At 72.3% G+C, this 22,770-nt stretch carries 20 protein-coding genes and 1 pseudogene; 8 read left to right on the top strand and 13 right to left on the bottom strand.

The genetic code is table 11. The annotated features are described in order from the left end of the window. Positions 1 to 117 precede the first annotated feature (117 nt). Both EAO75_RS34430 and EAO75_RS34425 read left to right on the top strand, forming a co-directional pair. On the top strand, positions 118 to 723 hold the full coding sequence (locus tag EAO75_RS34430; RefSeq protein ID WP_147999089.1) for a carbonic anhydrase: 606 nt from the start codon (positions 118 to 120) through the stop codon (positions 721 to 723). Further along, positions 720 to 2,459 carry a SulP family inorganic anion transporter gene (locus EAO75_RS34425; protein ID WP_147999088.1) on the top strand — a complete coding sequence of 580 codons (1,740 nt, stop codon included), beginning with the start codon at positions 720 to 722 and terminating at the stop codon, positions 2,457 to 2,459. The genes EAO75_RS34430 and EAO75_RS34425 overlap by 4 nt, the downstream gene beginning before the upstream one ends. Before the next feature lie 19 nt (positions 2,460 to 2,478). On the opposite strand, the gene EAO75_RS34420 is transcribed toward EAO75_RS34425, so the two are convergent. The 5 genes from EAO75_RS34420 to EAO75_RS34400 form a co-directional block, all read right to left on the bottom strand. Next, positions 2,479 to 3,258 carry an SDR family NAD(P)-dependent oxidoreductase gene (locus EAO75_RS34420; protein WP_147999087.1) on the bottom strand — a complete coding sequence of 260 codons (780 nt, stop codon included), beginning with the start codon at positions 3,256 to 3,258 and terminating at the stop codon, positions 2,479 to 2,481. A 70-nt stretch (positions 3,259 to 3,328) separates the two neighbouring features. Next, positions 3,329 to 3,913 carry a TetR/AcrR family transcriptional regulator gene (locus tag EAO75_RS34415; RefSeq protein ID WP_147999086.1) on the bottom strand — a complete coding sequence of 195 codons (585 nt, stop codon included), beginning with the start codon at positions 3,911 to 3,913 and terminating at the stop codon, positions 3,329 to 3,331. A gap of 49 nt (positions 3,914 to 3,962) precedes the next feature. After that, the gene (gene nirD, locus EAO75_RS34410; protein WP_147999085.1) at positions 3,963 to 4,313 is read right to left on the bottom strand and encodes a nitrite reductase small subunit NirD; all 351 of its coding nucleotides are present in this window, start codon (positions 4,311 to 4,313) and stop codon (positions 3,963 to 3,965) included. Then, positions 4,310 to 6,913, bottom strand: coding sequence for a nitrite reductase large subunit NirB (nirB, locus tag EAO75_RS34405; protein ID WP_147999084.1), 2,604 nt, complete (start codon positions 6,911 to 6,913; stop codon positions 4,310 to 4,312). The genes nirD and nirB overlap by 4 nt, the downstream gene beginning before the upstream one ends. After that, positions 6,913 to 8,124, bottom strand: a complete 1,212-nt coding sequence (locus EAO75_RS34400; RefSeq protein WP_147999083.1) for an NAD(P)/FAD-dependent oxidoreductase — start codon at positions 8,122 to 8,124, stop codon at positions 6,913 to 6,915. Before EAO75_RS34400 ends, nirB begins: the two co-directional genes overlap by 1 nt. Positions 8,125 to 8,384: 260 nt before the next feature. Between EAO75_RS34400 and EAO75_RS34395 the strand changes: the two genes are divergently transcribed. The 3 genes from EAO75_RS34395 to EAO75_RS34385 are packed head-to-tail and all read left to right on the top strand — an operon-like array spanning position 8,385 to position 10,889. After that, positions 8,385 to 8,906, top strand: coding sequence for a hypothetical protein (locus EAO75_RS34395; RefSeq protein WP_147999082.1), 522 nt, complete (start codon positions 8,385 to 8,387; stop codon positions 8,904 to 8,906). A 10-nt stretch (positions 8,907 to 8,916) separates the two neighbouring features. Then, positions 8,917 to 10,197, top strand: a complete 1,281-nt coding sequence (locus EAO75_RS34390) for a sensor histidine kinase (RefSeq protein ID WP_261989554.1) — start codon at positions 8,917 to 8,919, stop codon at positions 10,195 to 10,197. A 41-nt stretch (positions 10,198 to 10,238) separates the two neighbouring features. Continuing rightward, positions 10,239 to 10,889, top strand: coding sequence for a LuxR C-terminal-related transcriptional regulator (locus tag EAO75_RS34385; RefSeq protein ID WP_147999080.1), 651 nt, complete (start codon positions 10,239 to 10,241; stop codon positions 10,887 to 10,889). 27 nt (positions 10,890 to 10,916) lie between these two features. Here EAO75_RS34385 and EAO75_RS34380 read toward each other — a convergent pair whose 3' ends face one another. From EAO75_RS34380 to EAO75_RS34360, 5 genes are all read right to left on the bottom strand, one after another. Beyond that, positions 10,917 to 12,056: a polyprenyl synthetase family protein gene (locus EAO75_RS34380; RefSeq protein WP_261989553.1), complete on the bottom strand. Its 1,140-nt coding sequence runs from the start codon at positions 12,054 to 12,056 to the stop codon at positions 10,917 to 10,919. A 196-nt stretch (positions 12,057 to 12,252) separates the two neighbouring features. Continuing rightward, on the bottom strand, positions 12,253 to 12,924 hold the full coding sequence (locus tag EAO75_RS34375; protein ID WP_147999079.1) for a class F sortase: 672 nt from the start codon (positions 12,922 to 12,924) through the stop codon (positions 12,253 to 12,255). Between the two features lie 116 nt (positions 12,925 to 13,040). Further along, positions 13,041 to 13,553, bottom strand: coding sequence for a hypothetical protein (locus EAO75_RS34370; RefSeq protein ID WP_147999078.1), 513 nt, complete (start codon positions 13,551 to 13,553; stop codon positions 13,041 to 13,043). Beyond that, a complete protein-coding gene (locus EAO75_RS34365) occupies positions 13,529 to 14,728 on the bottom strand; it encodes an aminoglycoside phosphotransferase family protein (RefSeq protein WP_315987560.1) in 1,200 nt (399 codons plus the stop codon). Before EAO75_RS34365 ends, EAO75_RS34370 begins: the two co-directional genes overlap by 25 nt. A 152-nt stretch (positions 14,729 to 14,880) precedes the next feature. Then, positions 14,881 to 16,527, bottom strand: a complete 1,647-nt coding sequence (locus EAO75_RS34360; RefSeq protein ID WP_147999077.1) for a M4 family metallopeptidase — start codon at positions 16,525 to 16,527, stop codon at positions 14,881 to 14,883. 110 nt (positions 16,528 to 16,637) lie between these two features. Here EAO75_RS34360 and EAO75_RS34355 point away from each other — a divergent pair, with 110 nt between their 5' ends. Further along, the gene (locus tag EAO75_RS34355) at positions 16,638 to 17,069 is read left to right on the top strand and encodes a gamma-glutamylcyclotransferase family protein (protein WP_147999076.1); all 432 of its coding nucleotides are present in this window, start codon (positions 16,638 to 16,640) and stop codon (positions 17,067 to 17,069) included. Positions 17,070 to 17,426: 357 nt separating this feature from the next. Here the strand turns inward: EAO75_RS34355 and EAO75_RS34350 are convergent, their stop codons facing one another. From EAO75_RS34350 to EAO75_RS34340, 3 genes are all read right to left on the bottom strand, one after another. Further along, positions 17,427 to 19,595 carry a molybdopterin oxidoreductase family protein gene (locus EAO75_RS34350; protein ID WP_147999075.1) on the bottom strand — a complete coding sequence of 723 codons (2,169 nt, stop codon included), beginning with the start codon at positions 19,593 to 19,595 and terminating at the stop codon, positions 17,427 to 17,429. A 183-nt stretch (positions 19,596 to 19,778) separates the two neighbouring features. Continuing rightward, the gene (locus tag EAO75_RS34345) at positions 19,779 to 20,075 is read right to left on the bottom strand and encodes a hypothetical protein (RefSeq protein WP_147999074.1); all 297 of its coding nucleotides are present in this window, start codon (positions 20,073 to 20,075) and stop codon (positions 19,779 to 19,781) included. A gap of 180 nt (positions 20,076 to 20,255) precedes the next feature. Continuing rightward, the gene (locus EAO75_RS34340) at positions 20,256 to 20,942 is read right to left on the bottom strand and encodes a vancomycin high temperature exclusion protein (protein ID WP_147999073.1); all 687 of its coding nucleotides are present in this window, start codon (positions 20,940 to 20,942) and stop codon (positions 20,256 to 20,258) included. 223 nt (positions 20,943 to 21,165) lie between these two features. Here EAO75_RS34340 and EAO75_RS34335 point away from each other — a divergent pair, with 223 nt between their 5' ends. Further along, positions 21,166 to 22,038 (top strand): sirohydrochlorin chelatase, encoded by an 873-nt coding sequence (locus EAO75_RS34335; protein ID WP_147999072.1) that lies wholly within the window; start codon positions 21,166 to 21,168, stop codon positions 22,036 to 22,038. A 187-nt stretch (positions 22,039 to 22,225) separates the two neighbouring features. Further along, positions 22,226 to 22,770 (top strand): annotated as a pseudogene (gene dgt / locus EAO75_RS34330) (dGTP triphosphohydrolase); the annotation flags it as partial.

Here is a 22,770-nt window from a genome sequence, read left to right as displayed (position 1 = left end):
TTGCGACAAAGAATGTCCAATTCCTGGACGCGCACTGTCCTTTACTTAACCTTCCTCTGGTGTGCCCACCTCTACGCTGGCCGTGAACTGGTCGAACTCCCAGCTGAGGAGGCATCGTTGAAGGCGTTGCTGGACCGTGCCCGCTCGTTCAGTCGCAGGGTCGATTTCGAGAGCGGTGAATACCGGAAACTGGCCGAAGGGCAATATCCCGAGGCACTCTTCATTACCTGCTCGGACTCACGGGTCATACCCGCCCTGATTACCGGCGCGCGGCCCGGCGAGATATTCGAGCTGCGCAACGCGGGCAATATCGTGCCGCCGTACGGCAGTCCCGGCGCGTCCGGGGAGGCCGCCACCATCGAGTACGCACTGGAGGTGCTCGGGGTTCAGGACATCGTCGTGTGCGGTCACTCACACTGCGGCGCGATGGGTGCGCTGAAGTCCGGCGACGACCTGACCGCGCTGCCCGGCGTGGACGCCTGGCTCCAGCTGGCCCGCCCCGAACTGGCGCCGGTCCTCGACTCCGCCTCCGACGACCCGTCGCTGCCCGACGTGGCGCAGGGCAACGTCGTCAACCAGCTCGCCGTCCTGCGGACCTACCCGGTGGTGCGGCAGCGGCTGGACGGGGGACGGCTGCGGCTGCACGGCTGGTACTACGAGGTCGACACCGGGCAGGTGCACGAGCGGGAGGGCGACGGCCGGTTCCGGGTGCATACCGGATGAGCGGGGCGCATGCGCGGGGGCGCGGGGCGGGGCGTACGAAGAAGGCGGCGGCGGAGAGTGCCCCGGCGCCCTCGGCGGACAAGGGCTCCAAGTCAGGCTCCAGGCCCGGCTCCAGGCCCGACCTCGCCAATGAGATCACCGCCTCCCTCGTCGTCTTCCTCGTCGCCCTGCCCCTGTGCATCGGCGTGGCCGTCGCCTCCGGTGTCCCCGCCGAGCTCGGGATCATCTCCGGGGTGATCGGCGGCCTGGTCGTCGGCGCGGTCCGGGGCAGCACGCTCCAGGTCAGCGGGCCGGCCGCGGGGCTCGCCGCGCTGGTCGCGGAGACGGTGCTGGAGCACGGCCTGGCGATGCTCGGCGTGATCGTCCTGTTCTCGGGCATCCTCCAGATCGTCCTCGGCGTCGTACGCCTGGGCCGGTTGTTCCAGGCGATCTCCCTCGCCGTGGTCCAGGGGATGCTGGCCGGTATCGGGCTGCCGCTGATGTTCAGTCAGGCCTATCCGATGGCCGACGCCAAGGCACCCGGCACGCCGATCGAGAACATGGCCGGGGTCCCGGGCCTGTTCGCCGACATCCTCACCAACCCCCAGGCGATGATCGCCACGCTGCTCGGCATCGCCACGATCGTGTTGAGCTTCCTGTGGAAGAAGGTGCCGGGCCCGGCCAAGCGGATCCCGGCCGCGCTGGTCGCGGTCGGCGTCGGTGTCGCGGTCGCCGCGCTGCCCGGCGTGGACGTGAAGACCCTCCAGGTCGGCAACCTGTTGGCGTCGGTGCGGGTGCCGGGGGCCGGGGAGTTCGCGGGGCTGGCGGACGCGGCGGTCATCACGTCCATCCTCACCTTCACGGTCATCGCCTCCGCGGAGAGCCTGTTCACCGCGGCCGCCGTGGACCGTATGCACAGCGGCCCGCGCACCCGCTACAACACCGAACTCATCGCCCAGGGCGCCGGGAACACGATCGCGGGCATCCTCGGCGCCCTCCCGATCACGGCGGTCGTGGCGCGCAGCTCGGCCAACGTCCAGGCGGGGGCGAAGACCCGGATCTCCCGCACCCTGCACGGCCTGTGGCTGCTGGCCTTCGCGCTGCTGCTGCCGCAGGTCCTGGCGCTGATCCCGATCTCGGTGCTCGCGGGCGTCCTCGTGCACAGCGGCTGGAAGCTGTTCGCGCCGGAGGAGTTCCCGAAGATGTGGCGCCAGGACCGGGGCGAGTTCGTGGTGATGACGGTGACCACCCTGGTCATCGTCGCGACGGCGCTGCTGGAAGGCGTCCTCATCGGCCTCGCGGCCGGGATCGTGCTGGCCGCCCTGCGTATGTCGCAGACGGTGATCCGGCAGCACGTCGAGGACGACACGGCGAAGGTCGTCATGGCCGGCAACGCGACGTTCCTGCGGCTGCCCCAGGTCATCGAGGCGCTGGAGAGCGCGGCGGCCTCGGGCAAGCCCCGCATCCGCCTGGACCTGACCGGCGTGACGCATCTGGACCACGCGTGCCGCAGTCAGGTGGAGGAGTTCACGGCGCAGCAGCGCGGGACGGGGCTGCGGGTGGAACTGCTGATGCCGGGCCCGGCGAGGACGCAGGCATCGGTCGTCGAGCCGATCCCGGCACCACCGGCCGCTCCGCCGGCGGCCCCACCGGTGGCACCGGGCCCGGGCGCCGAGTGGTTCTACCTGGACACGAGGCCGCTGCCCGGCGGGCACCAGGACCATGCGGAGAGCTACCGTACGGTCACGTCACGTTAGTGTCCGGCGATTCCCCGGCTCAGGCGGTCGCCCCGCTGTCCACCACCAGGTCCGTTCCCACCACCGAAGAGGCGTCGTCCGAGGCCAGGTAGAGGACGGCCGCTGCCACCTCCCGCGTCGTGGAGATGCGGCCGAGGGGGAGGGTGGCCCGGGCGCGGGCCGAGCGGTCGGCGTCCGTCTCGCCGGGGCGCAACGACATCGGGGTCTGCACCGCGCCGGGGCTGACCGCGTTGATGCGGATGCCGTCACCGATGTGGTCGAGGGCGGCGCCCCTGGTCAGGGCGGAGACGGCGGCCTTCGTCGCGGCGTACGCGGCGGCGCCGGGGTTGCGGGCATGGGCGCCGAAGATGGAGGCGATGTTGACGATCGCGCCGCCGGTCGGCTGGGTTCGCATCTGCTGGATCTCGGCCCGCAGGGCGAGGAACACGCCCGTGACGTTGACGTCGAGCTGGGTGTGCCAGTCCTCCTCGGTGAGGTCGGCCAGCGGGGCGCCGCCCCGAAAGACACCGGCGTTGTTCACCGCCACGTCCAGGGAGCCGAAGTGCTCGACGGCGGCTGCCGCCGCCGCCTGGACGTCCGTCGCGCGAGCGACGTCCGCCGACACCGCCAGCGCCTTTCCGCCCGCCTCCTCGATCAGCGCCACCGTCTCCTCCAGCAACTCCTGCCTTCGGCCCACCGCCACGACGTGTCCGCCCTCCGCCGCGAGCGCCAGCGCGATCGCCCGTCCGATGCCGGAGCCGGCACCGGTGACCATGGCGGTCCGGTCGGTGAAGCGGGCCCGGTGCAGTGCAGTTGTCATGCTGCTTCCTTTTCTTGAACGATCGGTTCAGTATCAGGGCAAAGGAAAAGCACCCCGGTCGAGGTGCTCCTCAGTCGAGCAGTGTCAGCGCCTGCTCCGCCGCGTCCCGTACCCGCGCCGGGTCCGCCGACGCCTTGCCGACCACGCGCAGGCCCTGGAGCAGGACCAGCAGCATGCGGGCCAGGGTGAGCGGATCGCGCTCGGCGGGCAGCTCACCCTGCGCCTGCGCGCGGACCAGTGCCGAGTGCAGCACGGTCTCCAACTGGTCCCAGTTGCGCTCCACATGCCGGGCCGCGGCCGGGTCGTGCGGGCCGAGTTCCGCCGCGGTATTGGTGATCATGCAGCCGCTCAGGCGCAGTTGCGCGTCGGTGGCCTCTGCCGCGTACCGCCGTACGACGCTGCGCACGGCCGGCAGTGCGGGTCCCGGCTGGGACAGCTCCCGCAGGATCGGCGGGAGCCCCGCGCGGTCGTAGCGCTCCAGCGCCTTCAGGTACAGCTCGTGCTTGTTGCCGAAGGTCGCGTACAGGCTCGCCCGTCCGATGCCGAGGTGCTCCACGAGGTCGGACATCGACGTCGCCTCGTAGCCGCGCCGCCAGAACAACTCAAGGGCTGCCTGGAGCGCGGCCTCGGGATCGAATTCCTTGGTCCTGGCCACGACGGCCAGCCTAGATTCAACAAGAACGACCAGTCAAGAAATATCGCTGCTAGGACGCCCGTACCTCGTACGTCGCCACCCGCACCGCCTCGTCGTCCAGGCACTGCCCGGTCTCCAGGTCGAACCGCTGCTTCAGTAGCGGCGAGGCCACGAACGGGCGGCCCTGGTGGGTGCCGGTCAGGCCGCGGGAGAGGACCGCGGCGCCGCCGAAGGGGTCACGGTTGTCGATGGCGTACAGCTGACCCGCGCGGTCGCGGAACAGGGCCACCTGGCCGCCGTCCGGCAGCAGGGCCGCCACACCGCGGCCCGGGAGCAGCCGGGTCAGGTCGCAGACCGTCACCCAGTCCTCGTCCAGCCGTACTTGGATCTTCAGGTCGGTGGTCTCAGGTGCCAGGGTCATCGCTGGGCGCTTCCTTCCAGGGGGCGGGAGCCGATGGTCAGCAGCGGCAGGTCGGGCTTGATCTGGTCGCGCTCGGGGACGAAGCCGACGACGGGGTCGGGGGTGTCGGGCGCGTTGACGAAGGACACGAACCGGGCCAGCTTCTCCGGGTCGTTGATGGTCTCGGCCCACTCGTCGCGGTAGTTCGCGACATGGGCCGCCATCAGGGACTCCAGCTCCTCGCAGATACCGAGGGAGTCCTCGACGACCACGTCACGCACGTGGTCCAGGCCGCCGGGGATCCGCTCCAGCCACACGCTCGTGCGCTCCAGCCGGTCCGCGGTGCGGATGTAGAACATCAGGAACCGGTCGATCAGCCGGATCAGCTCCGCGTCGGACAGGTCCTGCGCGAGGAGGTCCGCGTGGCGCGGGGTCGCGCCGCCGTTGCCGCCGACGTAGAGGTTCCAGCCGCCCGCGGTGGCGATCACGCCGAAGTCCTTCGACTGGGCCTCCGCGCACTCGCGCTGGCAGCCGGATACGGCCGACTTCAGCTTGTGCGGGGAGCGCAGGCCCCGGTAGCGCAGCTCCAGGTCGATCGCCATCCGGACCGAGTCCTGGACGCCGTAGCGGCACCAGGTCTGGCCGACGCAGGACTTCACCGTGCGCAGCGACTTGCCGTACGCGTGCCCGGACTCGAAGCCCGCGTCCACCAACCGGGCCCAGATCAGCGGGAGTTGCTCCACCCGCGCGCCGAACATGTCGATCCGCTGGCCGCCGGTGATCTTCGTGTAGAGGCCGAAGTCCCGGGCGATCTCGCCGATCACGATCAGCCCCTCCGGGGTGATCTCACCACCGGCGATCCGCGGGACGACCGAGTACGAGCCGTTCTTCTGGATGTTGGCGAGGAAGTGGTCGTTGCTGTCCTGCAGGGCCGCCTGCTCGCCGTCCAGGACATAGCCGCTCGCGCCGATCGTCGGGGCGAGGGAGGCGATGATCGAGCCGACCGCCGGCTTGCAGATCTCGCAGCCGTCGCCGCCCCGGGCGCCGTCGCGGCCGTAGCGGTCGAGCAGATCCTGGTAGGTGTTGACGCGCAGGGCGAGGACGATCTCGTACAGCTCCTCGCGGGTCTGTGCGAAGCAGCCGCACAGGCCCTTGTCGACCTCGACGCCGGAGGCCTCCAGCTCGGCGGTGACGAGCTGGCCGAGGACCTTGACGCAACTGCCGCACGTCGTACCGGCCTTGGTGCACTTCTTCACCTCGGGCACGGTGGTGCAGTTGTGCTCGGTGACGGCGCCGCGGATCGTGCCCTTGCGGACGTTGTTGCAGGAGCAGATGATCGCGTCGTCCGGCAGCGCGGCCGGCCCGATCTGGGCGGGCGCCCCGGCGCCGGCCGGCAGCACCAGCGACTCGGGGGAGACCGGCGGGACCGAGCCGGTGAACGCCTTCAGCGTGCCGTACGCCTCCGCGTCACCGACCAGGATGCCGCCGAGCAGTGTGCCGTCGCGGCCGATGACCAGCTTCTTGTACAGACCCGCGCGGGAGTCGGAGTACACGACGTCTAGGCAGTCCTCGGTGGCGCCGTGCGCGTCACCGAAGGAGGCGACATCCACGCCGAGCAGCTTCAGCTTCGTCGACAGGTCGGCGCCGACGAAGGCGGCTTCGTCGGACGCGATCGTCGCGGCCGCTGTCTCCGCCTGCTCGTATCCGGGGGCCACCAGGCCGTACACCCGGCCGTCCGCCGCCAGCGCGCACTCGCCGATCGCGAACACATGCGGGTCGGCGACCGTACGGCACTGCTCGTCGACCGTGATGCCGCCGCGCTCGCCGACCGTCAGACCGCAGTCGCGGGCCAGCTGGTCGCGGGGGCGGACACCGGCGCTGAACACCACCAGGTCGGTGGCCAGTTCGGAGCCGTCGGACAGCTTCATGCCGGTGACGGCGCCCTCGGAGTCCGTCACGATCTCCTGCGTGCCCACACCCGTGTGCACGCTCAGGCCCATGTCCTCGATGGTGCGCAGCAGTGCCGCGCCGCCGCCCTCGTCGACCTGGACGGGCATCAGCCGGGGCGCGAACTCCACGATGTGGGAGGTCAGTCCGAGACCCTTCAGCGCGCCCGCGGCCTCCAGACCGAGCAGGCCGCCGCCGACCACCGCGCCGGTCGTCGCCGTCTTCGCGTACTCCTCGATGGCGAGGAGGTCCTCGATCGTGCGGTAGACGAAGCAGCCCTCGGCGTCCTTGTTGGGGACCGGCGGGACGAAGGGGAACGAGCCGGTGGCGAGGACGAGGGTGTCGTAGTCGAAGACCTGGCCGGACCGGGCGGTGACCTTCTTCGCCTCGCGGTCGACGGAGACGGCCGGATCACCGACGTACAGCTCGATGCCGTGCGTCTCGATGAACTCCATGTCCGTCATGGACAGGTCCTCGGCGGTCCTGCCCGAGAAGTACGAGGTGAGCGCCACGCGGTCGTACGCCGGACGCGGCTCCTCGCACAGCACGACCACGCGGTGCGTGGCGGTCAGGCCGCGCTCGGCGAGCGCTTCGAGGAAGCGCTGGCCGACCATGCCGTGGCCGACGAGCACGATCGTGGGGGTGGCCTCCGTGGCCTCCGGGGTGGCGGTCATCAGGAGCCTCCATCGTTGGTGAGCAGGTGGAGCAGCGGGCCGTCGTCGGGGAGCGGCTCTGCTCCCTCCCAGGCGCGGGCGAGCGCGCCGACGGTGCCGAGTTCGCCGACGAGAACCCCGCCGACCAGGCGGTCGTCGCGGACGACGACCTTGCGGTAGGTGCCGCGGGTGGCGTCGGCGAGCTGCACGACGTCGTCGCCGGGACGCGGCTCCGTCTCGCCGAAGGCGGCGAGGTCGAAGAAGCCCTCACCGGCCAGCGTCAGCCGGGTCAGTGCCCGGGTGCCCGTGTAGCGGGCGTCCGTACGGCCGGACAGTGACTCCGCCAGGACGTCGGCCTGTTCGAGCGCCGGGGACGCGAGGCCGTACACCTGGCCGTCGTGCTGGACGCAGTCGCCGATCGCCCGGATGTGCGGGTCGGAGGTGCGCAGTTCGTCGTCGACGAGGATGCCCTTGTGGACGGCGAGGCCCGCGTTCTGGGCGAGACCGACGCGCGGGTGCACCCCGCAGGCGACGACCACGAGGTCCGCGTCCAGCGCGTATCCGTCGGCCATCTCGACCGAGCGGACCGCACCGCCCACCGAGCGCACGTCGCGCACCCGGCACTCGGTGTGCACCTCGACGCCCAGGTCGACGAGATGGCGCCGGACCAGCTTCGAGGCGGCCGGGTCGAGTTGACGCTCCATCAGCCGCTCGGACTGCTGCGCGAGCACGACCTGTGCGCCGCGCAGCGCCAGGGCGCGGGCCGCGGAGACCCCGAGGAGCCCGCCGCCGATCACGACCGCCCGGACCCCCGGCCGTACCGCCTTGGACAGGCCCAGGCAGTCGTCCATGGTGCGGAAGGCGTGAACGCCCTCCGGCAGTTCATGGTCCGGGGTGAACAGCCCGCGCAGCGGCGGCAGCACCGCGTTGGAGCCGGTGGCCAGGACGAGGGTGTCGTATGCGATCTCCGACCCGTCCGCGAGATGTACGGCTCGCATCTCGCGGTCGATGCCGGTGACCCGGCCCCGGGTCAGCTCCGCGGGCGCCGGCAGGGCGATCACCTCGGGGCTGTACCGCCCGGCCAGCACCTCGGCGAGCAGCACCCGGTTGTACGGGCGGTGCTCCTCGTCGCCGACGAGCGTCACGGGCGTGCCCAGCTCGCCGAGCCGCCGGGCGAGCCGTACGCCCGCGAGGCCGGCGCCGATCACCACCACACGCGTATTCGAGGTCATGGTGTCGAGCGTGCGGTGCGGGTGTTTCCCGACCGCATCACGTCTGTTTCCCATGAGGAACGCTGCCCTCAGCGGGGCCCGGGGGCGGGTGTGAGGGTTCGCAGGTCGCGGTGCTGGCGGGCTGTGAGGCCGGGTGGGAAGGCGGCGGGGTGGGGTGAACCGTACCTCCGGTCTCCGTGCAGGCCCCATCGTCTACGACCGGAGGCGACGGGACCCTTGAGACGTCGGCTTTCGGCAGCTCACGCTCAGGGGGATGCGTCATGGACCTCATTCGGAAGATCCCGGTTCCGGACCCGGGACCGGCGCAGCGGGACGTCGCCGCCGTGTGGGTCTGGCGGCTCGTGCGCGAGCCGTTCACCGCGCCGACGTGGCGGCGCACTGCGTATGCGGTCACCGCTCTCCCGATGGGCATGGTGTGTGTCCCCCTCGGCCTCGCGGGCCTGCCGACCGGGCGCTGGCAGCGGGGGCTGGCACGGACGCTGCTCGGCGCGGCGCCGGCCCGCGGCTCCCGCTCCGGGCTGCTGCACGCACTGGTCGCGCTGCCGCTCAACCTCGTCACTGCGGTCGTCACGCTGTACGGCTGGTCGATCGTGCCCATGAACCTGGGCTGGCCCCTGCGCGCGGGCGGCGACCCCTCCGACGCGTGGGGCGGACCGACGTATTCCGGCGCCTGGGCGTTCCACGCGATCGTGGGCGGGCTCGGCTTCCTGCTGCTCATGCCCTGGGTCGTGCGCACACTGACCGGACTCCAGCTCCGGTGGGCCCGTACCGCCCTCGCCTAGGTTGGCCGCTGTGAATCGCCTGCGCTCCCTCGCCGCCGCCACCTTCGGCCGCCGCGCCCTGGCCGCCCTGCTGTACGCGGTGATCGCCTTCCCGCTGGCACTGGTCGGCTTCGTACTGGTCCTGGTCGGGCTGGTGGTGGGCGGGGCGCTGTCCGTGACCACGCTGGGGCTGTGGCTGATCGCCGGGACGGTGCGGGGGGCGATGGCGCTGGGCACGGTGCAGCGGGGGCTGGCCCGCGGGCTGCTCGGCGTGGAGATCGAGGACCCGGCCCCGCCGGGCGGCGCCGGGGTGCTCGGGTGGCGGCGGGCGGTGCTCGGCGAGCGGGTCGGCTGGCGGGCCGTCGCGTGCGCGCTGGCGACCCCGTTCACGGCGGTGCTCGGACTGGCGGCGATCCTCGTCGGATACGTGTACGGCGTCCTGTTCACCCTGCACCCGCTGCTCAAGCACCTGAACTACCGGACCCTGCACCACCCCGACGGTTCGGTGTCGCGGGTTTCGCTGGAGTTCTTCGGGCACCAGGTCGACAGCTGGCCGCGCTGGCTGATCCCGGTCGCGGCCGGACTGCTGCTGCTCGCCGTCGCCCCCGACCTCCTGCGCCACGCCCTCACACCCCACCGACTCCTGCTGACCGCGCTGCTCGGCCCGAGCGCCGCCGACCGCCGGATCCGCGCCCTGGAGGAGACCCGCGCGCACGCCGTCGAGGACGCCGCCGCCACCCTGCGCCGTATCGAACGCGACCTGCACGACGGCACCCAGGCCCGGCTCGTCGGCCTGGCCATGCATCTGACCGTGATCCGTGAGCTGGTCACCGTCGGAGCCGACGGCGAGCGCGTCCTCGCCGTCGTCGACACCGCCCGCGGCAACGCCACCCAGGCCATCGTCGACCTGCGCCACCTGGTCAAGGGCATCCACCCGCCCGTCCTGGACGAGGGCCTGCCCGCGGCCCTCGCCACCCTCGCCGCCGACTGCGCCCTGAGTGTCGACGTCACCACCGACATCCGCGCCCGCCCCACCCCGGCCGTCGAGTCCATCGCCTACTTCTGCGCCGCCGAACTCCTCGCCAACGCCACCAAACACAGCGGCGCCGACGCGGCCACGGTGACCGTCACCGCCCACGACGGCCTGCTGCGCCTGCGCGTCGCCGACGACGGCGGGGGCGCAGCGGTGATCGGCGCGGGCTCCGGACTCACCGGGCTGCTGGCCCGGGTGCGCACCGTCGACGGCACCCTCACCTGCGACAGCCCGGCGGGAGGGCCTACGGTGGTCACGGTCGAGCTGCCCTGCGCCTGACTCGCCCGCCCGGACCGCCCCCGACCGCCGATCGGAGCCGCATGCGCGTCGTCATCGCCGAGGACTCCGCCATCCTGCGCGACGGGATCGCGCAACTGCTCCGGCTCAGGGACGTCGAGGTCGCCGCGGCCGTCTCCGACGCCGAGGCGCTCCTGGCCGCCGTCGCCGAACACGCCCCGGACGTCGCCGTTGTCGACATCAGGCTGCCGCCCGACCAGAGCGACGAGGGTGTACGGGCGGCCTTGCAGCTGCGGCGGGAGCACCCCGGCCTGGGCGTCCTGCTCTTCTCGCAGTACGTCGAGACCGTGCACGCCGCCCGGCTGCTCACCGAGCCCGCCGGGTTCGGGTACCTGCTGAAGGAACGGGTCGTCGACATCGGGGAGTTCGTGGCCGCGCTGGAGCGGGTCGCGGCCGGCGGCACCGCGCTGGACCCCGAGGTCGTCGCCCAGCTCTTCGGCGCGAGCCGGCGCGCCACCGCCCTGGACTCGCTCACGCCCCGGGAGCGCGAGGTGCTCGCGCTGATGGCCGAGGGCCGGACGAACCACACCATCGCGACCGCGCTCACGGTCTCCGAACGGGCCGTGGAGAAACACGTCGCCAACATCTTCACCAAGCTGGACCTGCCGCCGTCCGAGACGGGACATCGCCGGGTACTGGCCGTCCTCAGATACCTGGAGGGCACGCGCGCGTGAAGGACCGGGCCCGGTCGAGGATTCGGGTCACGCGCCGCCCTGCCGCCGCACCGTCTCGTGCAGCCGCTCGATGAGGTGGCCCTTGCGTTCGATCGTCAGGTCGAAGTAGGCCGCGGCGCCGGCCGACCGGCACACACCGTGCACGGCCTCCTTCGCCGACCTCTTCAACTCCACCGCCCGGGCGGAGAGTTCGAGGAGGGTGTCCCGCAGCCGAGGGTGGCCCAGGACGTACGCCTTCAGCCGCGCGCCCGTGAGGTCGCCCGGGTCGGCCGGCGCCGGCCCGGAGCCGAGCAGTTCCAGGAAGAGTCGGTTGCCGAGCCCGTCGAAGTCCTCGTGGGTGTTGGCGCCGCCGAGCTCCGGTACGACGTCCGTCAGGTCGTTGAACAGCTGGCTCGCCAGCCCGAGCCGGCGCATCGCCCCGTCCAGGACGTCCCGCTCCTCCCCGCCGACGCGCAGCCCCGCGAGGGCCGCGTCCAGGGGCATCCGGAACAGGGTGCCGGTCTTGCGCTCGGCGACCGACTCCCAGAAGCGCACCCGCATCTCGGCTGAGCCGGCCCGCAGTTCGGCGCGGGTGTCCGCCGACCGGGTCGCCAGGTCGAGGGCCTGACCGGTGAAGCCGTGAGCGACGCTGCGGAACAGGCTGTCCGCCACGGCCGGGTCCGCCGCGTGCCGCAGGGCCTGCATGATCAGCCAGCAGGCGGTGTTGAGGGCGACCGGTACGCCGTGGGTGACATGGAGCGCGGGCTCGCCGTAGCGGACGTCACTGTCGTCCTGGATGTCGTCGAGCACGACAGCGGCCTTCAGCAGGACCCGCACGGCCACCGCCACCCGCCGCACGACGGCCAGGTCCGCCGAGGCCTCCTCGGCGGGCAACTCCTCGGGGAAGCCCCGGTAGTTGCGATACGCCCAGTACACCATCGAGGGCCGCAGCGGGGCCGCACCGCCGGGCGCCCCCGGGGCCGGTGGCAGTGCCTGCTGGCCCACCTTGGAGCCGAGCGCGTCGGAGACCGGGGCGTGGAGGGAGCGGTGCAGGGCGGCGCCGTGCAGGGAGGTCGTGCCGGGTGCCAGGGAGTCGAGGAACGTGCGCAGGTCGTCCTCCAGCAGCGCGGCGTCACGGCGTACGACGTGCTCCACCCGCGTCGCGGTCATGTCCGGGTCCGCATCCATGCTCGGATGGTGCTGTGCTCCAGCAAAGCAGTCAAGATCGCTTTTGCGTCACTCGCGACGAAAAGGAGCCATAACCGTCCTGTTCATCGCCCTCACCGCCCTCGCGGCCCTCCTCCGTCCCGACCTCGTCCTTGCCTCTGCGACCGCGAAGATCGTGAACTGCTGATCCCTGGTAGCCGTGCTCGGGGCGTCGGGTTCAGCGGGTGCCGGTCAGATGGGCGAACACGACGACGTTGCCGCGGTATCCGGTCGTCCGTGAGTAGCCGCCGCCACAGGTGATCACCCGTAGTTCGGGGCGGGACACCGCGCCGTACACCTTCTCGTCGGGGAATGCCTTCGCGTCGTACACCTCGACGGCGTCGACCGAGAACAGGGCGGTGCCGCCGTCGCGGCGGTCCACCTCGATCGTGCTGCCCTTGCGCAGGGCGCCGAGGCGGTAGAAGACGGCCGGCCCGTCGGCGTTGTCGACGTGGCCGGCGACGATCGCGGTGCCCGTCTCGCCGGGCGTGGTGCCGGCCTCGTACCAGCCGGCGAGGTTCGCGCGCTCGGCGGGCGGGACATCGAGGCTGCCGGTTCTCGTCAGGCCGAGGCCCATGAGGGGGGCGTCGACGCGGAGCGCGGGTATGCGGATGCGGTCGGGCGGGGAGGGCGGGAGCGCGAGGGCGGCGGCGTGCAGCGGGTCGCGCGCGTCGGTGCGGGGAGGGTCGTCCTCCCCGGCGCCCGGTGCGGTCCGTCCGGCCTGGGCCGGCGACGGCTGGGGCGGGGCGTGCGTGCCGTCGCCGCTGTGCAGCAACCACGCGCCGGAGCACAGGGCCAGGACGGTGGCGGCGGCTATGGCGGCGTCACCGACGCTCCTTCGACTGCGCACGCAAGCCTCCCGGGACTCTCCTTCGGGCCCCGTTCCCCCTCCGGGCCGCGAGGGGCGTCGGACCCGGAGGGGGAGGGGACGTGCGGTACCGGCGGACGGACAGCGGAGGGTGTCCGTCAGATCCCGTCGCCTCTCGCCCGGCGATGCAGGAGCCAGGTACCGCCCGCGGCGGCGACGGCAAGAGCCGCCACGCCGACCGCGGTCTGTACGGGATCGCGGCCGAGCGTGCCGCCGACCCCCGTCTTCACACTTCCTCTCGGATGCACCTGCCCGCGCGCCGCCGTCAGCGTGACCACCAGGTCGCCCGTGACGCGCCGGCCGCCCTCGGCGCAGGTCGCGACGATCTCGTACGTCCCCGGCTGCGCGCTCGGCGGCACCCGGAACCGTCCGGTCGCCTCCCGCTCCTGCGGCGCCAGCGTGAACGTACCGGCGCCGACCGCGCTGGCGTCGCCCGCCGCACCGCCGTCCCGGCACGCGGCCGTGTGCACCGTGACCTGCCCGCCCGGCACGACCGAGGCCGGCCGTAGCTTCAGGCCGCCTGTGTCGGCGCCGTACGCGGGCGCGACGACGAGCCCCAGAGCGCCGACGGCCAGCGCGGTCCCGGTCAGCAGACGGGCGGTACGACGCATCGTGCTCCTCCGAGCGCACGGACCCACGACCCGCGACACCCCCAATGTGCCGCCGTCTCGGCCGAGCCCTGCCCTTCCGAGCAAAGAGCGCCACGCCCGGACGCGACCCGCTCCAGCGCGGCCACGAACTCCCCGATGTCGACGACCCGTTCCTTCAGCAGGTACCCGAACCCGGCGGGCTCGGTGAGCAGCCGGGCGGCGTGCACGGTCTCGACGCCCCAGGCCCCCTGGCCCCCCGAGACCGCATCCCGCACTACCCCCCAGGCCCCCTGGCCCCCCGAGACCGCATCCCGCACTACCTCGTCCACCGTCCGTCTCCCCACGGACGCCAGTACCGGGTTCGTTCCGTTGCCGCAGGTGTCGCCGTAGTAGTGCTCGGCCATCAAGCCGAAGCACAGTGCCCAGCCCCGCCCCCGTGCCCACGTCGCGTCGTCGACGTCGGCCGCCGCGCGGAACGCCTCGCGGGTGCCGGCGTCGAAGACGGCCCACGCCGCGATGGTGTCGGCCGCCGGGTCGCCGACCCCGAGGCCGCCGAAGTCGATGACGGCGGTGAGACGCCCGGAGCAGGTGAGCAGGTTGCCCGGGAGGAGGTCGCCGTGCAGCCAGACGGGGGCGTCGTCCCACTGGGGGAGACGGAGGGCTGCCTCCCAGGCCTCGGTCGCCGCCGGGGCGTCCAGCGTGCCGGCGGCGCCCAGGTCGCGGATCGCGGCGCGGACGTGGACGGCGTTATTGCGCACCGGGCCGCCCCGCCAGGACGGCGGACCGCCGGCCGCGTCCACCTTGCGCAGCGCCGCCACGATCCGGCCCAACTGCTCGGCGGCGTCCCGCAGTTCGGTCAGGGGCGCATCGTAGGCGTTCTCGCCGTCCAGCCAGCCGTACACGCCCCACGGCAGTGCGTAACCGGCGCCCGGCTCGCCCTTCGCCAGCGGTGTCGGGACGGCGAGCGGGAGATACGGGGCCAGTCGCGGCAGCCAACGGTGTTCCGTGTCGACCTGGCGGGCCCCGCCGGGAAGCCGCGGCAACCGCACGACCATGTCGTCGCCCAGCCGGTACATGGCGTTGTCGGTTCCGGCGGAGCGGACCCGCGTCACCGGCAGCCCGGCCCACCGCGGGAACTGCTCCGCGACCAGTCGGCCGACCAACGCCTCGTCGATGTCCAGCTCATCGCCATGCATCTTGACAACGGGTGACGACTCACGGCTCGACGGCATACGGCTCCATCACGGCTGGGCAGGACGGTGCCAACGTAGGGGCGCGGGGAACTGCGCGACCAGCCATTTACGACCCGCACCCGGTCGCGCAGCCCCCCGGAGCCCTGCCCCGAACGTCAGCCCACGTTCACCGCACTCCAAGCCGCAGCCACCGCACGCTCCTCCGCGCTCCCGGCCCCGTACAGATCCTTGGCCGCGCCGAGCGTCGCCGTCCGCGCCCCCGCGTACTTCGTCGAGGACGTCATGTAGACGGTCAGCGCCCGGTACCAGATCTTCCCGAGCTTGGCCCGCCCGATCCCGCTCACCGAAGAGCCGTCACAGGTGGGGGAGTTGTAGCTCACCCCGTTGATCGTCTTCGCGCCGCTGCCCTCGGCCAGCAGATACGCGAAGTGGTTGCCGATCCCCGACGAGTAGTGCACATCGAGCTGCGCGGTCGACGTGCTCCAGCAGTCCACCGAGACCTTGTCCTTGGACGGCTTGTCCATGAACCGCAGGGCGCCCCGCCCGAGCCCCGACCGGACGACCTTCTCGCCGATCAGATAGTCCCCGGGGTCCGAGGAGTTGCCCGCGTGGAACTCCACCAGCGTCCCGAAGATGTCGGAGGTCGCCTCGTTCAGCCCGCCGGACTCACCCGAGTACGTCAGCGCCGCGGTCTTCGACGTCACGCCGTGCGACATCTCGTGCCCGGCGACGTCCAGCGACACCAGCGGACCGAGCTGGGTGCCGTCACCGTCGCCATACGTCATGCAGAAGCAACGGTCGTCCCAGAAGGCGTTGTTGTAGTCGGTGCCGTAGTGCACCCGGTTGTACGACCCCTTGCCGTCGCCCGCGATGCCGGCTCGGCCGTGGACGTCCTGGTAGTAGTCCCACGTCGCGTCCGTGCCGTACTGCGCGTCCACCGCCGCCGACGAGCGGTCGGCCGCCGTACCGGTGCCCCAGTGGTTGTCGGCGTCGGCGAAGACCGTCGCGGGCGCCCGGTTGAGGCAGACGGTCAGGACGCACAGGTCCGTCTTGTTCGCCGCGTCACCCGTGTACGTGCCGCCGCGCGTCGCGTCCTTCAGCTGGTACGTCGATCCCGACGCCGTCGTCTCCAACGGCACCGTGCCCGCGTACAGCGACTTCCCGTCGCCGGACGCCGTCTCGATGCTGTCCCACGCGTCGATCTGCGCGCCGGTGCCGGCGTCGGTCAGCACGGTCCTGGCGACCGGGTTGCCGAGGGAGTCCTGCGCGACCGCGTCGGTGCGCCAGGCCAGCTTCGGGGCGCCGTGCAGGGCGTCGACCACCAGCTCGGGCCTGGAGGTGAGCCTCTTGAGCGTCTCGCCGACGTTCACGGCGCGCAGCGCGCTCGCGGCGAGGTCGGCGGCCCTGGGCCCCGAGACCTTCGGCGACACGCTCCGCAGGGAGATCGGGCGCCCGACGGCACGGGAGGCGCCTCGGTACGTACCGTCCTTCTTCAGGTGCACGACGAAGTCGCCCCCGAGAACGGGGAGTTGGCGATACGTCCGGTCGTAGCGGACGTGCTGTGCGCCATCCGTGTCCACCACCACGTCCCGAACGCGCGTGCCCTGCGCGGCCGTCAGCCCCAGACTTCCCGCGACGTCGGAGAGGACCGATGTCGCGTTCTGGACGGCGTCGGCCCTGCTGGGCGGTTCGTCCGCGTCGGCGGTGGGGGTGAGGGCGGCGGCCAGCAGGCCGGCGACGGCGACGGCGGCGCCCGCGGTGGCCAGGCGGGAACCTCGGATGTGCGACCGTATTCGGCTCATTGGTCTCCTTGAACTGGGCGGCTCGGCGGCTGACCAAGATTCAAGGGGGCATGAACATGCTGTGGCCAGGGTGAATACGTGCAGGTGTGTGAGAAGAGAGAATCGTTTCCGTGACCCTCTCTCCTCGACTCCCGTTCTTCGTCTACGGCACCCTGCGCCCCGGTGAGCCCAACCACGACGCATTCCTGCGGGGGCGCGTCCGCGCGGAGGAACCGGCGCGGATGGAGGGGGCGGCGCTGTACGACGGGCCGGGTTATCCGTATGTCGTCGAGGACGTGCGCGGTGGCGGCATGGTGTACGGCGATCTGGTCACCGCCCGCCCCGAGGGGTACGCCACGCTGCTCGCCGACCTGGACCGCCTGGAGGAGTACGCCCCGGGTGACCCTCGCAGCCTCTACGAGCGCGTCGCCCGCGAGGTGCTTCGCGATGTCGACGGAACTGGCGTGCAGGCGTGGGTGTATGTCGCTGCTCCGTCTGTTGCCGCCCGCCTGCGGGCGCGGGGCCGGCTGATCGAGAGCGGGGACTGGCGGGGCCGGCGCTGAGGGATCCGCCGTGGGTGCCGCGATCGGCAGTTGTTCGGCTGCGGCGCCGTCGTGGCCGGTCGCGCAGTTCCCCGCGCCCCTGAGGGCGTTGGGCTCCCGTCGGCCGCAACGCACCGTTTCCACCCGCCCGTGGGGGCGTTGGGGTCCCGTCGGCCGCAGCGCGCCGTCTCCACTCGCCCGTGGGGGCGTTGGGGTCCTGTCCGCTGCAACGCGCCGTCTCCACTCGCCCGTGGGGGCGTTGGGGTCCCGTCGGCCGCAGCGCGCTGTCTCCACTCGCCCGTGGGGGCGTTGGGGTCCTGTTCGCTGCGGCGCGCCGTCTCCACCCCACCCGACCCTCAGGGCGCTGGGTCCTGTCCGCTACGGCTGCACCGTCTCCAGCCGTACCGCGCACGTCTTGAACTCCGGCATTCGTGATGTCGGGTCCAGGGCCGGGTTGGTCAGGGTGTTGGCGCGGCCCTCGCCCGGCCAGTGGAACGGCATGAAGACCGTGTCCGGGCGGATGCCGGTCGTGATGCGGGCGGGGGCCACCGCGCGGCCCCGGCGTGAGACCACGGCCAGCGGATCGCCCTCGGCCGCCCCGAGCCGCGCCGCCAGCCGGGGGTGCAGCTCCACGAACGGGCCCGGCGCGGCCGCGTTCAGCTCGTCCACGCGGCGGGTCTGGGCGCCGGACTGGTACTGGGCCACGACCCGGCCGGTGGTCAGGAGAACCGGGTACTCGTCGTCGGGTTCCTCGGCGGCCGCCCGGTGCGAGACGGGGACGAACCTCGCCCGTCCGTCCGGCGTGGCGAACCGGTCGAGGAAGAGGCGGGGCGTGCCGGGGTGCGGGGCCGCGACGGCATCGTGGTCCTGCGCGGGGTCGTCGGGCCCGGCGTCCAGTGAGGCGTCCTCGCAGTCGCCGGCGTCGTCGTCGGCCGTACCCGTCGCCGCGGGACACGGCCAGAACACCCCGTTCTCCTCCGCCAGCCTCCGGTACGTGATCCCCGAGTAGTCGGCCGGCCCGCCGGCGCTCGCCCGCCTCAACTCCTCGAAGACCTCTTCGGCGTCGGTCGGGAAACCCTTCTCCACGCCCAGCCGCGTCGCCAGCTCGTGCATGACCTCCAGGTCGCTGCGGATGCCCTCGGGCGGGGTGATCGCGCGCTTTCGCAGCAGCACGCGGCCCTCCAGGTTGGTCGTCGTGCCCGTCTCCTCGGCCCACTGCGTGACGGGCAGGACGACGTCCGCGAGCTCGGCCGTCTCCGACAGCACCACGTCACAAACGGCAAGGAAATCAAGGGACTTGATGCGCTGCTCGATGTGCGCGGCACGCGGCGCCGACACCACCGGGTTCGAGGCCATCAGCAGCAGCGCCCGGATGTCCGAACCCAGCGCGTCCAACAACTCGTACGCACTGCGCCCCGGCCCCGGCAGGCTGTCCGGATCCACGCCCCACACCTCGGCGACATGACGGCGCGCCGCCGGGTCGTCCAGCTTGCGATAGCCGGGCAACTGGTCGGCCTTCTGGCCGTGTTCGCGCCCGCCCTGCCCGTTGCCCTGCCCGGTGAGGCAGCCGTAGCCGGACAGCGGCCGGCCCGCCCGTCCCGTCGCCAGGCACAGGTTGATCCAGGCGCCCACGGTGTCCGTGCCCTTGGACTGCTGCTCGGGCCCGCGCGCGGTGAGCACCATCGCGTGCTCCGGCTCGCAGAACAGCCGTACTGTTTCCCGGAGTTCAGGAACGGACACCCCCGTGATCCGCTCCACGTACTCCGGCCAGTGCGCCATCGCGGCGGCCCGGGCGTCCTCCCAGCCGGCCGTGCGCTCCCGGACGTACTCCTCGTCCACCCGCCCCTCGGCGACGACCAGGTGCAGCAGGCCCAGGGCCAGGGCGAGGTCGGTGCCGGGACGGGGTGCCAGGTGCAGGTCGGCCTGCTCGGCGGTCTTCGTGCGGCGCGGGTCGATGACGACGAGCGTGCCGCCGTTCTCGCGCAGCTCGGTGAAGAAGCGCAGCGACGGCGGCATCGTCTCCGCCAGGTTGGAGCCGACGAGGATGACGCAGCCCGTCCTCGGGATGTCCTCCAGCGGGAACGGCAGTCCCCGGTCGAGGCCGAACGCCTTGATCCCGGCCGCAGCCGCGGACGACATGCAGAAGCGGCCGTTGTAGTCGATCTGCGAGGTGCCGAGCACGATCCGCGCGAACTTGCCGAGGCTGTACGCCTTCTCGTTCGTCAGACCGCCCCCGCCGAAGACCCCGCACGCGTCCGGGCCATGTTCCGTACGCGTGCGGTGAAGGCCCTCGGCGACGCGGTCGAGCGCCTCGTCCCAGGTGGCCGGCACGAGCGCGCCGCCGGACCGCACCAGGGGCGAGGTCAGGCGGACGCCCGAGGCCAGCACCGCGGGAGCCGTACGGCCTTTGCCGCACAGCGCTCCCCGGTTCACCGGGAAGTCCGGGCGCTCGACCACCGCGACACCCCCGTCCTGCTGGGGCGTGAGGTTCATTCCGCACTGCAGGGCGCAATACGGGCAGTGGGTGGGCGTCGCGGAGTTCTGCATGCTGTTCAGCGTGCTTCGGGCGTGTTACGCGCACGGCGGCTCCCGGTTACGCGGCCGGGACGGTGACCTCCCCGTCGCCGCCCGGCCGCCGTGAGGCTCCCCGACACGCGGGAGGGCGGGAGCAGGGCAACGGCCCGGCTCCCGCCCGTTCAGGGACGGTCCTTGGTCAGAGGACGCCCTGGGTCAGCACACGTACGCGTAGTACGGGACGTCGCCGGGCTCCAGGCCGATCGTCCCGACCGCACCCGGACCGATCTGGATGCAGGCCGGGTCGAAACCGTCGACCTCGACGCTGGCGTAGATGGTGTACCCGCACTCGTTGTAGATGTCCGCGTAGTCGTAGCCGGATCCGATGAGGTGGGCGCAGCCCGGCTCCCTCGGCTGTCCGGCCTCGGCCGCGGTGGCGGTCCCCGCGGCTGCCGCACCGGTGATCAGCACCACCGCTGCGGCCGTGGCGAACAGAGAGTGAAGACGAGTCATCAGGTGTCCTTTCCCCCAGACGCGGCGGCGGCCCGATCCGCCGCCGCACTGAGACGGACGCTATGAGTAGTCGGACGACTACGGAAAGCTCTCACCGGGCTATTCACGCGGTTGGCTGGCGTGCGCGCGTCAAAACCTGCGCGCGAGAGCGTCCGCCGACCGTTTCGGGCGCCGATCGCCCTACCGCTGCGCCGCCAACGCGTTCGCGACCCCGGGCTCCCGTCGCCCGAGGAACCGGGGATCCGGCTCGAACACCGCGTCCAGGGCGGCCTTGCCGGCCGCGAAGATCTCCCGGGTGCCGCCGTAGTACCAGGTCGCGTCGTGCCTGTCCTGCACCCCGACGCCGTACGACGCCACCCCCGCCTCCTCGCACAGCGCGACCGCCCGCCGGATGTGGAAGCCCTGGCTGATCAGCACCGCCTCGTCCACGCCGAAGATCTTCTTGGCCCGCACGCACGAGTCCCAGGTGTCGAAGCCGGCGTAGTCGCTGACGATGTGCGCGTCGGGCACGCCGTGCCGGGTCAGATACGCGCGCATCGCGTCGGGCTCGTCGTAGTCCTCGCGGCTGTTGTCGCCGGTGACCAGGACCACCTTGATCCGCCCCGCACGGTACAGCTCGGCCGCCGCGTCCAGCCGGTGGGCGAGGTACGGGGAGGGCTCACCGGACCACAGCCCGGCGCCGAAGACGACGGCCACGTCGGTGCGCGGCACGTCCGCCGTGGTCCGCAGCCGGTCACCGGTGACGAGGTACATCCAGGTGGCCGGAAGCAGCGCCAGCACACATCCGGCCACCAGCGCCTGCACCAGCCGCCGCTGCCCGGCGCGGGTGCGCGGAAGTCTCGGTCGGCCCAGCTTCGGTCGGCGCATCGGACGGTCCCTCCCCGGTCGGCACACGGCCCGTTCTCGACAGTGAGGGACGTCCTGCCGACGCTCGCGGTTCACTCCCCACGGCGTGATCAGCTTCACTCCGGCAGGTGAAACCGCAGGTCACTCCACCTCACACCGCCCGGGTACCGCACCGTGAATCCGGCGTAAGAACCCGTCATTCCTGTGAAACGGGGCGGCAACGTCCCGCCGCCACCATCGGTTCATGACGGCGTCGAACCCCCTTCATGACGAGTCCACGACGGCCCACCTCGACAGTACGGCGCACCTCATGAACCGGATCAGCAGCCAGCTCGCCAGCCAGCTCAGCCTCGTCTCGCTCGACGGCAGCCGGCGCCCCGAACCGCCCGCGCTCGTCGTCGTGGCCCACGGCAGCCGCGACCCGCGCGCCCTGAGCACGGTGCGCGCGCTCCTCGACAAGGTCCGCGCCCTGCGCCCCGGCCTGCCGGTCCACCTCGGCCACATCGAGCTGAACGAACCCCTGCTCCCGGACACCCTCGCCTCCCTCGGCGACCGCGAGGCGATTCTCGTCCCGCTCCTCCTCAGCCGCGGCTACCACATCAAGCGCGACATCCCCGAGATGGCCGCCGAATCGCGGGTACGCGCACGCGTGGCCGGCGCACTCGGCCCGCACCCCCTGCTCGTGGAGGCCCTGTACACCCGCCTGGTCGAGGCCGGCTGGCGCACCCGCACGGACGAGCCCACGCGCCGCGAGAGCGCGGTGATCCTGGCGGCGGCGGGTTCCCGAGACCCCGAGTCGAAGGTCGACACGTCCCGCACGGCCCACCTCCTGGCGGGCCGCCTGGGCGTCCCGGTGATCCCGGCCTACGCGACGACGGCGGCCCCGACGGTCCAGGACGCACTGGCAGAGTTGGCGGCCCGAGGCCGCACAAGGGTGGCGATCGCCTCCTACTTCACGGCCCCCGGCCGCTTCGCGACGGAGTGCGCCCAGGCCGCCCCGTGGATCGCCTCGGCCCCCCTGGGCACCCACCCGGCAATGGCGAGGCTGCTCCTGCACCGCTACGACCAGACCCTGTCGACACCGCTCACGGCAGCACCGGAACTGGCGACCGCTTAAGACGCCGGGGAGGTGCCCAACCAAAGGGGCGCGGGGCTGTATCGATGTGCGGCTCCGCCGCGTGGGCGCGACCAGCCACCAAGCCACCCGCACTCGCCACTCAACAGGCACCCGGCAGACGCAAAGGCGCACCCGGCAGACGCAAAGCCGCACTCCGTTTGTCACCACCTGCCCGTAGTGTCGAGACATGCCGTACGACCTGCCGTCACTCGAACGCTGGGCCCCCGAGCCGGACAAGCGCCCCGGCCGCACCGCCTTCCAACGCGACCGCGCCCGCATCCTGCACTCCGGCGCGCTCAGAAGGCTCGCCGGCAAAACCCAGGTCGTGACACCAGGAACCCATAGCCAGGCCTGGGACCCCAGCCCCCGCACCCGCCTCACCCACTCCCTGGAGTGCGCCCAGGTCGGCCGGGAACTCGGCGCGGCCCTCGGCTGCGACCCCGACCTGGTCGAAGCAGCCTGCCTCTCCCACGACATGGGTCACCCACCCTTCGGCCACAACGGCGAAGTCGCGCTGAACGAGTTCGCCGAGGACTGCGGCGGCTTCGAGGGCAACGCCCAGTCCCTGAGACTCCTCACCCGCATCGAACCCAAGCGGTTCACCCCCGAGGGCTCCGTCGGCCTCAACCTCACCCGCGCCACCCTCGACGCCGCCGCCGAAGGGTGGGTGACCCATGTCGTGGGATTCGCCGTTGTGGCCGAAGGGTGGGTGACCCATGTCGTGGGAGAGGC

Origin of the sequence: Streptomyces sp. UW30 (genome assembly GCF_008042075.1) — a bacterium.
GTDB lineage: Bacteria > Actinomycetota > Actinomycetes > Streptomycetales > Streptomycetaceae > Streptomyces.
Note: the sequence above shows the minus strand (reverse complement) of the source record. Positions and strands in the feature narration are given on the sequence as shown.

Coding starts and splice junctions, on each gene's coding strand:
- EAO75_RS34345 (WP_147999074.1), bottom strand. CDS start 20,075: ATGACTCGTCTTCACTCTCTGTTCGCCACGGCCGCAGCGGTGGTGCTG.
- EAO75_RS34380 (WP_261989553.1), bottom strand. CDS start 12,056: ATGGATGCGGACCCGGACATGACCGCGACGCGGGTGGAGCACGTCGTA.
- EAO75_RS34340 (WP_147999073.1), bottom strand. CDS start 20,942: ATGCGCCGACCGAAGCTGGGCCGACCGAGACTTCCGCGCACCCGCGCC.
- EAO75_RS34350 (WP_147999075.1), bottom strand. CDS start 19,595: ATGCAGAACTCCGCGACGCCCACCCACTGCCCGTATTGCGCCCTGCAG.
- EAO75_RS34365 (WP_315987560.1), bottom strand. CDS start 14,728: ATGCATGGCGATGAGCTGGACATCGACGAGGCGTTGGTCGGCCGACTG.
- EAO75_RS34385 (WP_147999080.1), top strand. CDS start 10,239: ATGCGCGTCGTCATCGCCGAGGACTCCGCCATCCTGCGCGACGGGATC.
- nirB (WP_147999084.1), bottom strand. CDS start 6,913: ATGACCGCCACCCCGGAGGCCACGGAGGCCACCCCCACGATCGTGCTC.
- EAO75_RS34335 (WP_147999072.1), top strand. CDS start 21,166: ATGACGGCGTCGAACCCCCTTCATGACGAGTCCACGACGGCCCACCTC.
- EAO75_RS34400 (WP_147999083.1), bottom strand. CDS start 8,124: ATGACCTCGAATACGCGTGTGGTGGTGATCGGCGCCGGCCTCGCGGGC.
- EAO75_RS34420 (WP_147999087.1), bottom strand. CDS start 3,258: ATGACAACTGCACTGCACCGGGCCCGCTTCACCGACCGGACCGCCATG.
- EAO75_RS34360 (WP_147999077.1), bottom strand. CDS start 16,527: ATGAGCCGAATACGGTCGCACATCCGAGGTTCCCGCCTGGCCACCGCG.
- EAO75_RS34395 (WP_147999082.1), top strand. CDS start 8,385: ATGGACCTCATTCGGAAGATCCCGGTTCCGGACCCGGGACCGGCGCAG.
- EAO75_RS34425 (WP_147999088.1), top strand. CDS start 720: ATGAGCGGGGCGCATGCGCGGGGGCGCGGGGCGGGGCGTACGAAGAAG.
- nirD (WP_147999085.1), bottom strand. CDS start 4,313: ATGACCCTGGCACCTGAGACCACCGACCTGAAGATCCAAGTACGGCTG.
- EAO75_RS34370 (WP_147999078.1), bottom strand. CDS start 13,553: ATGCGTCGTACCGCCCGTCTGCTGACCGGGACCGCGCTGGCCGTCGGC.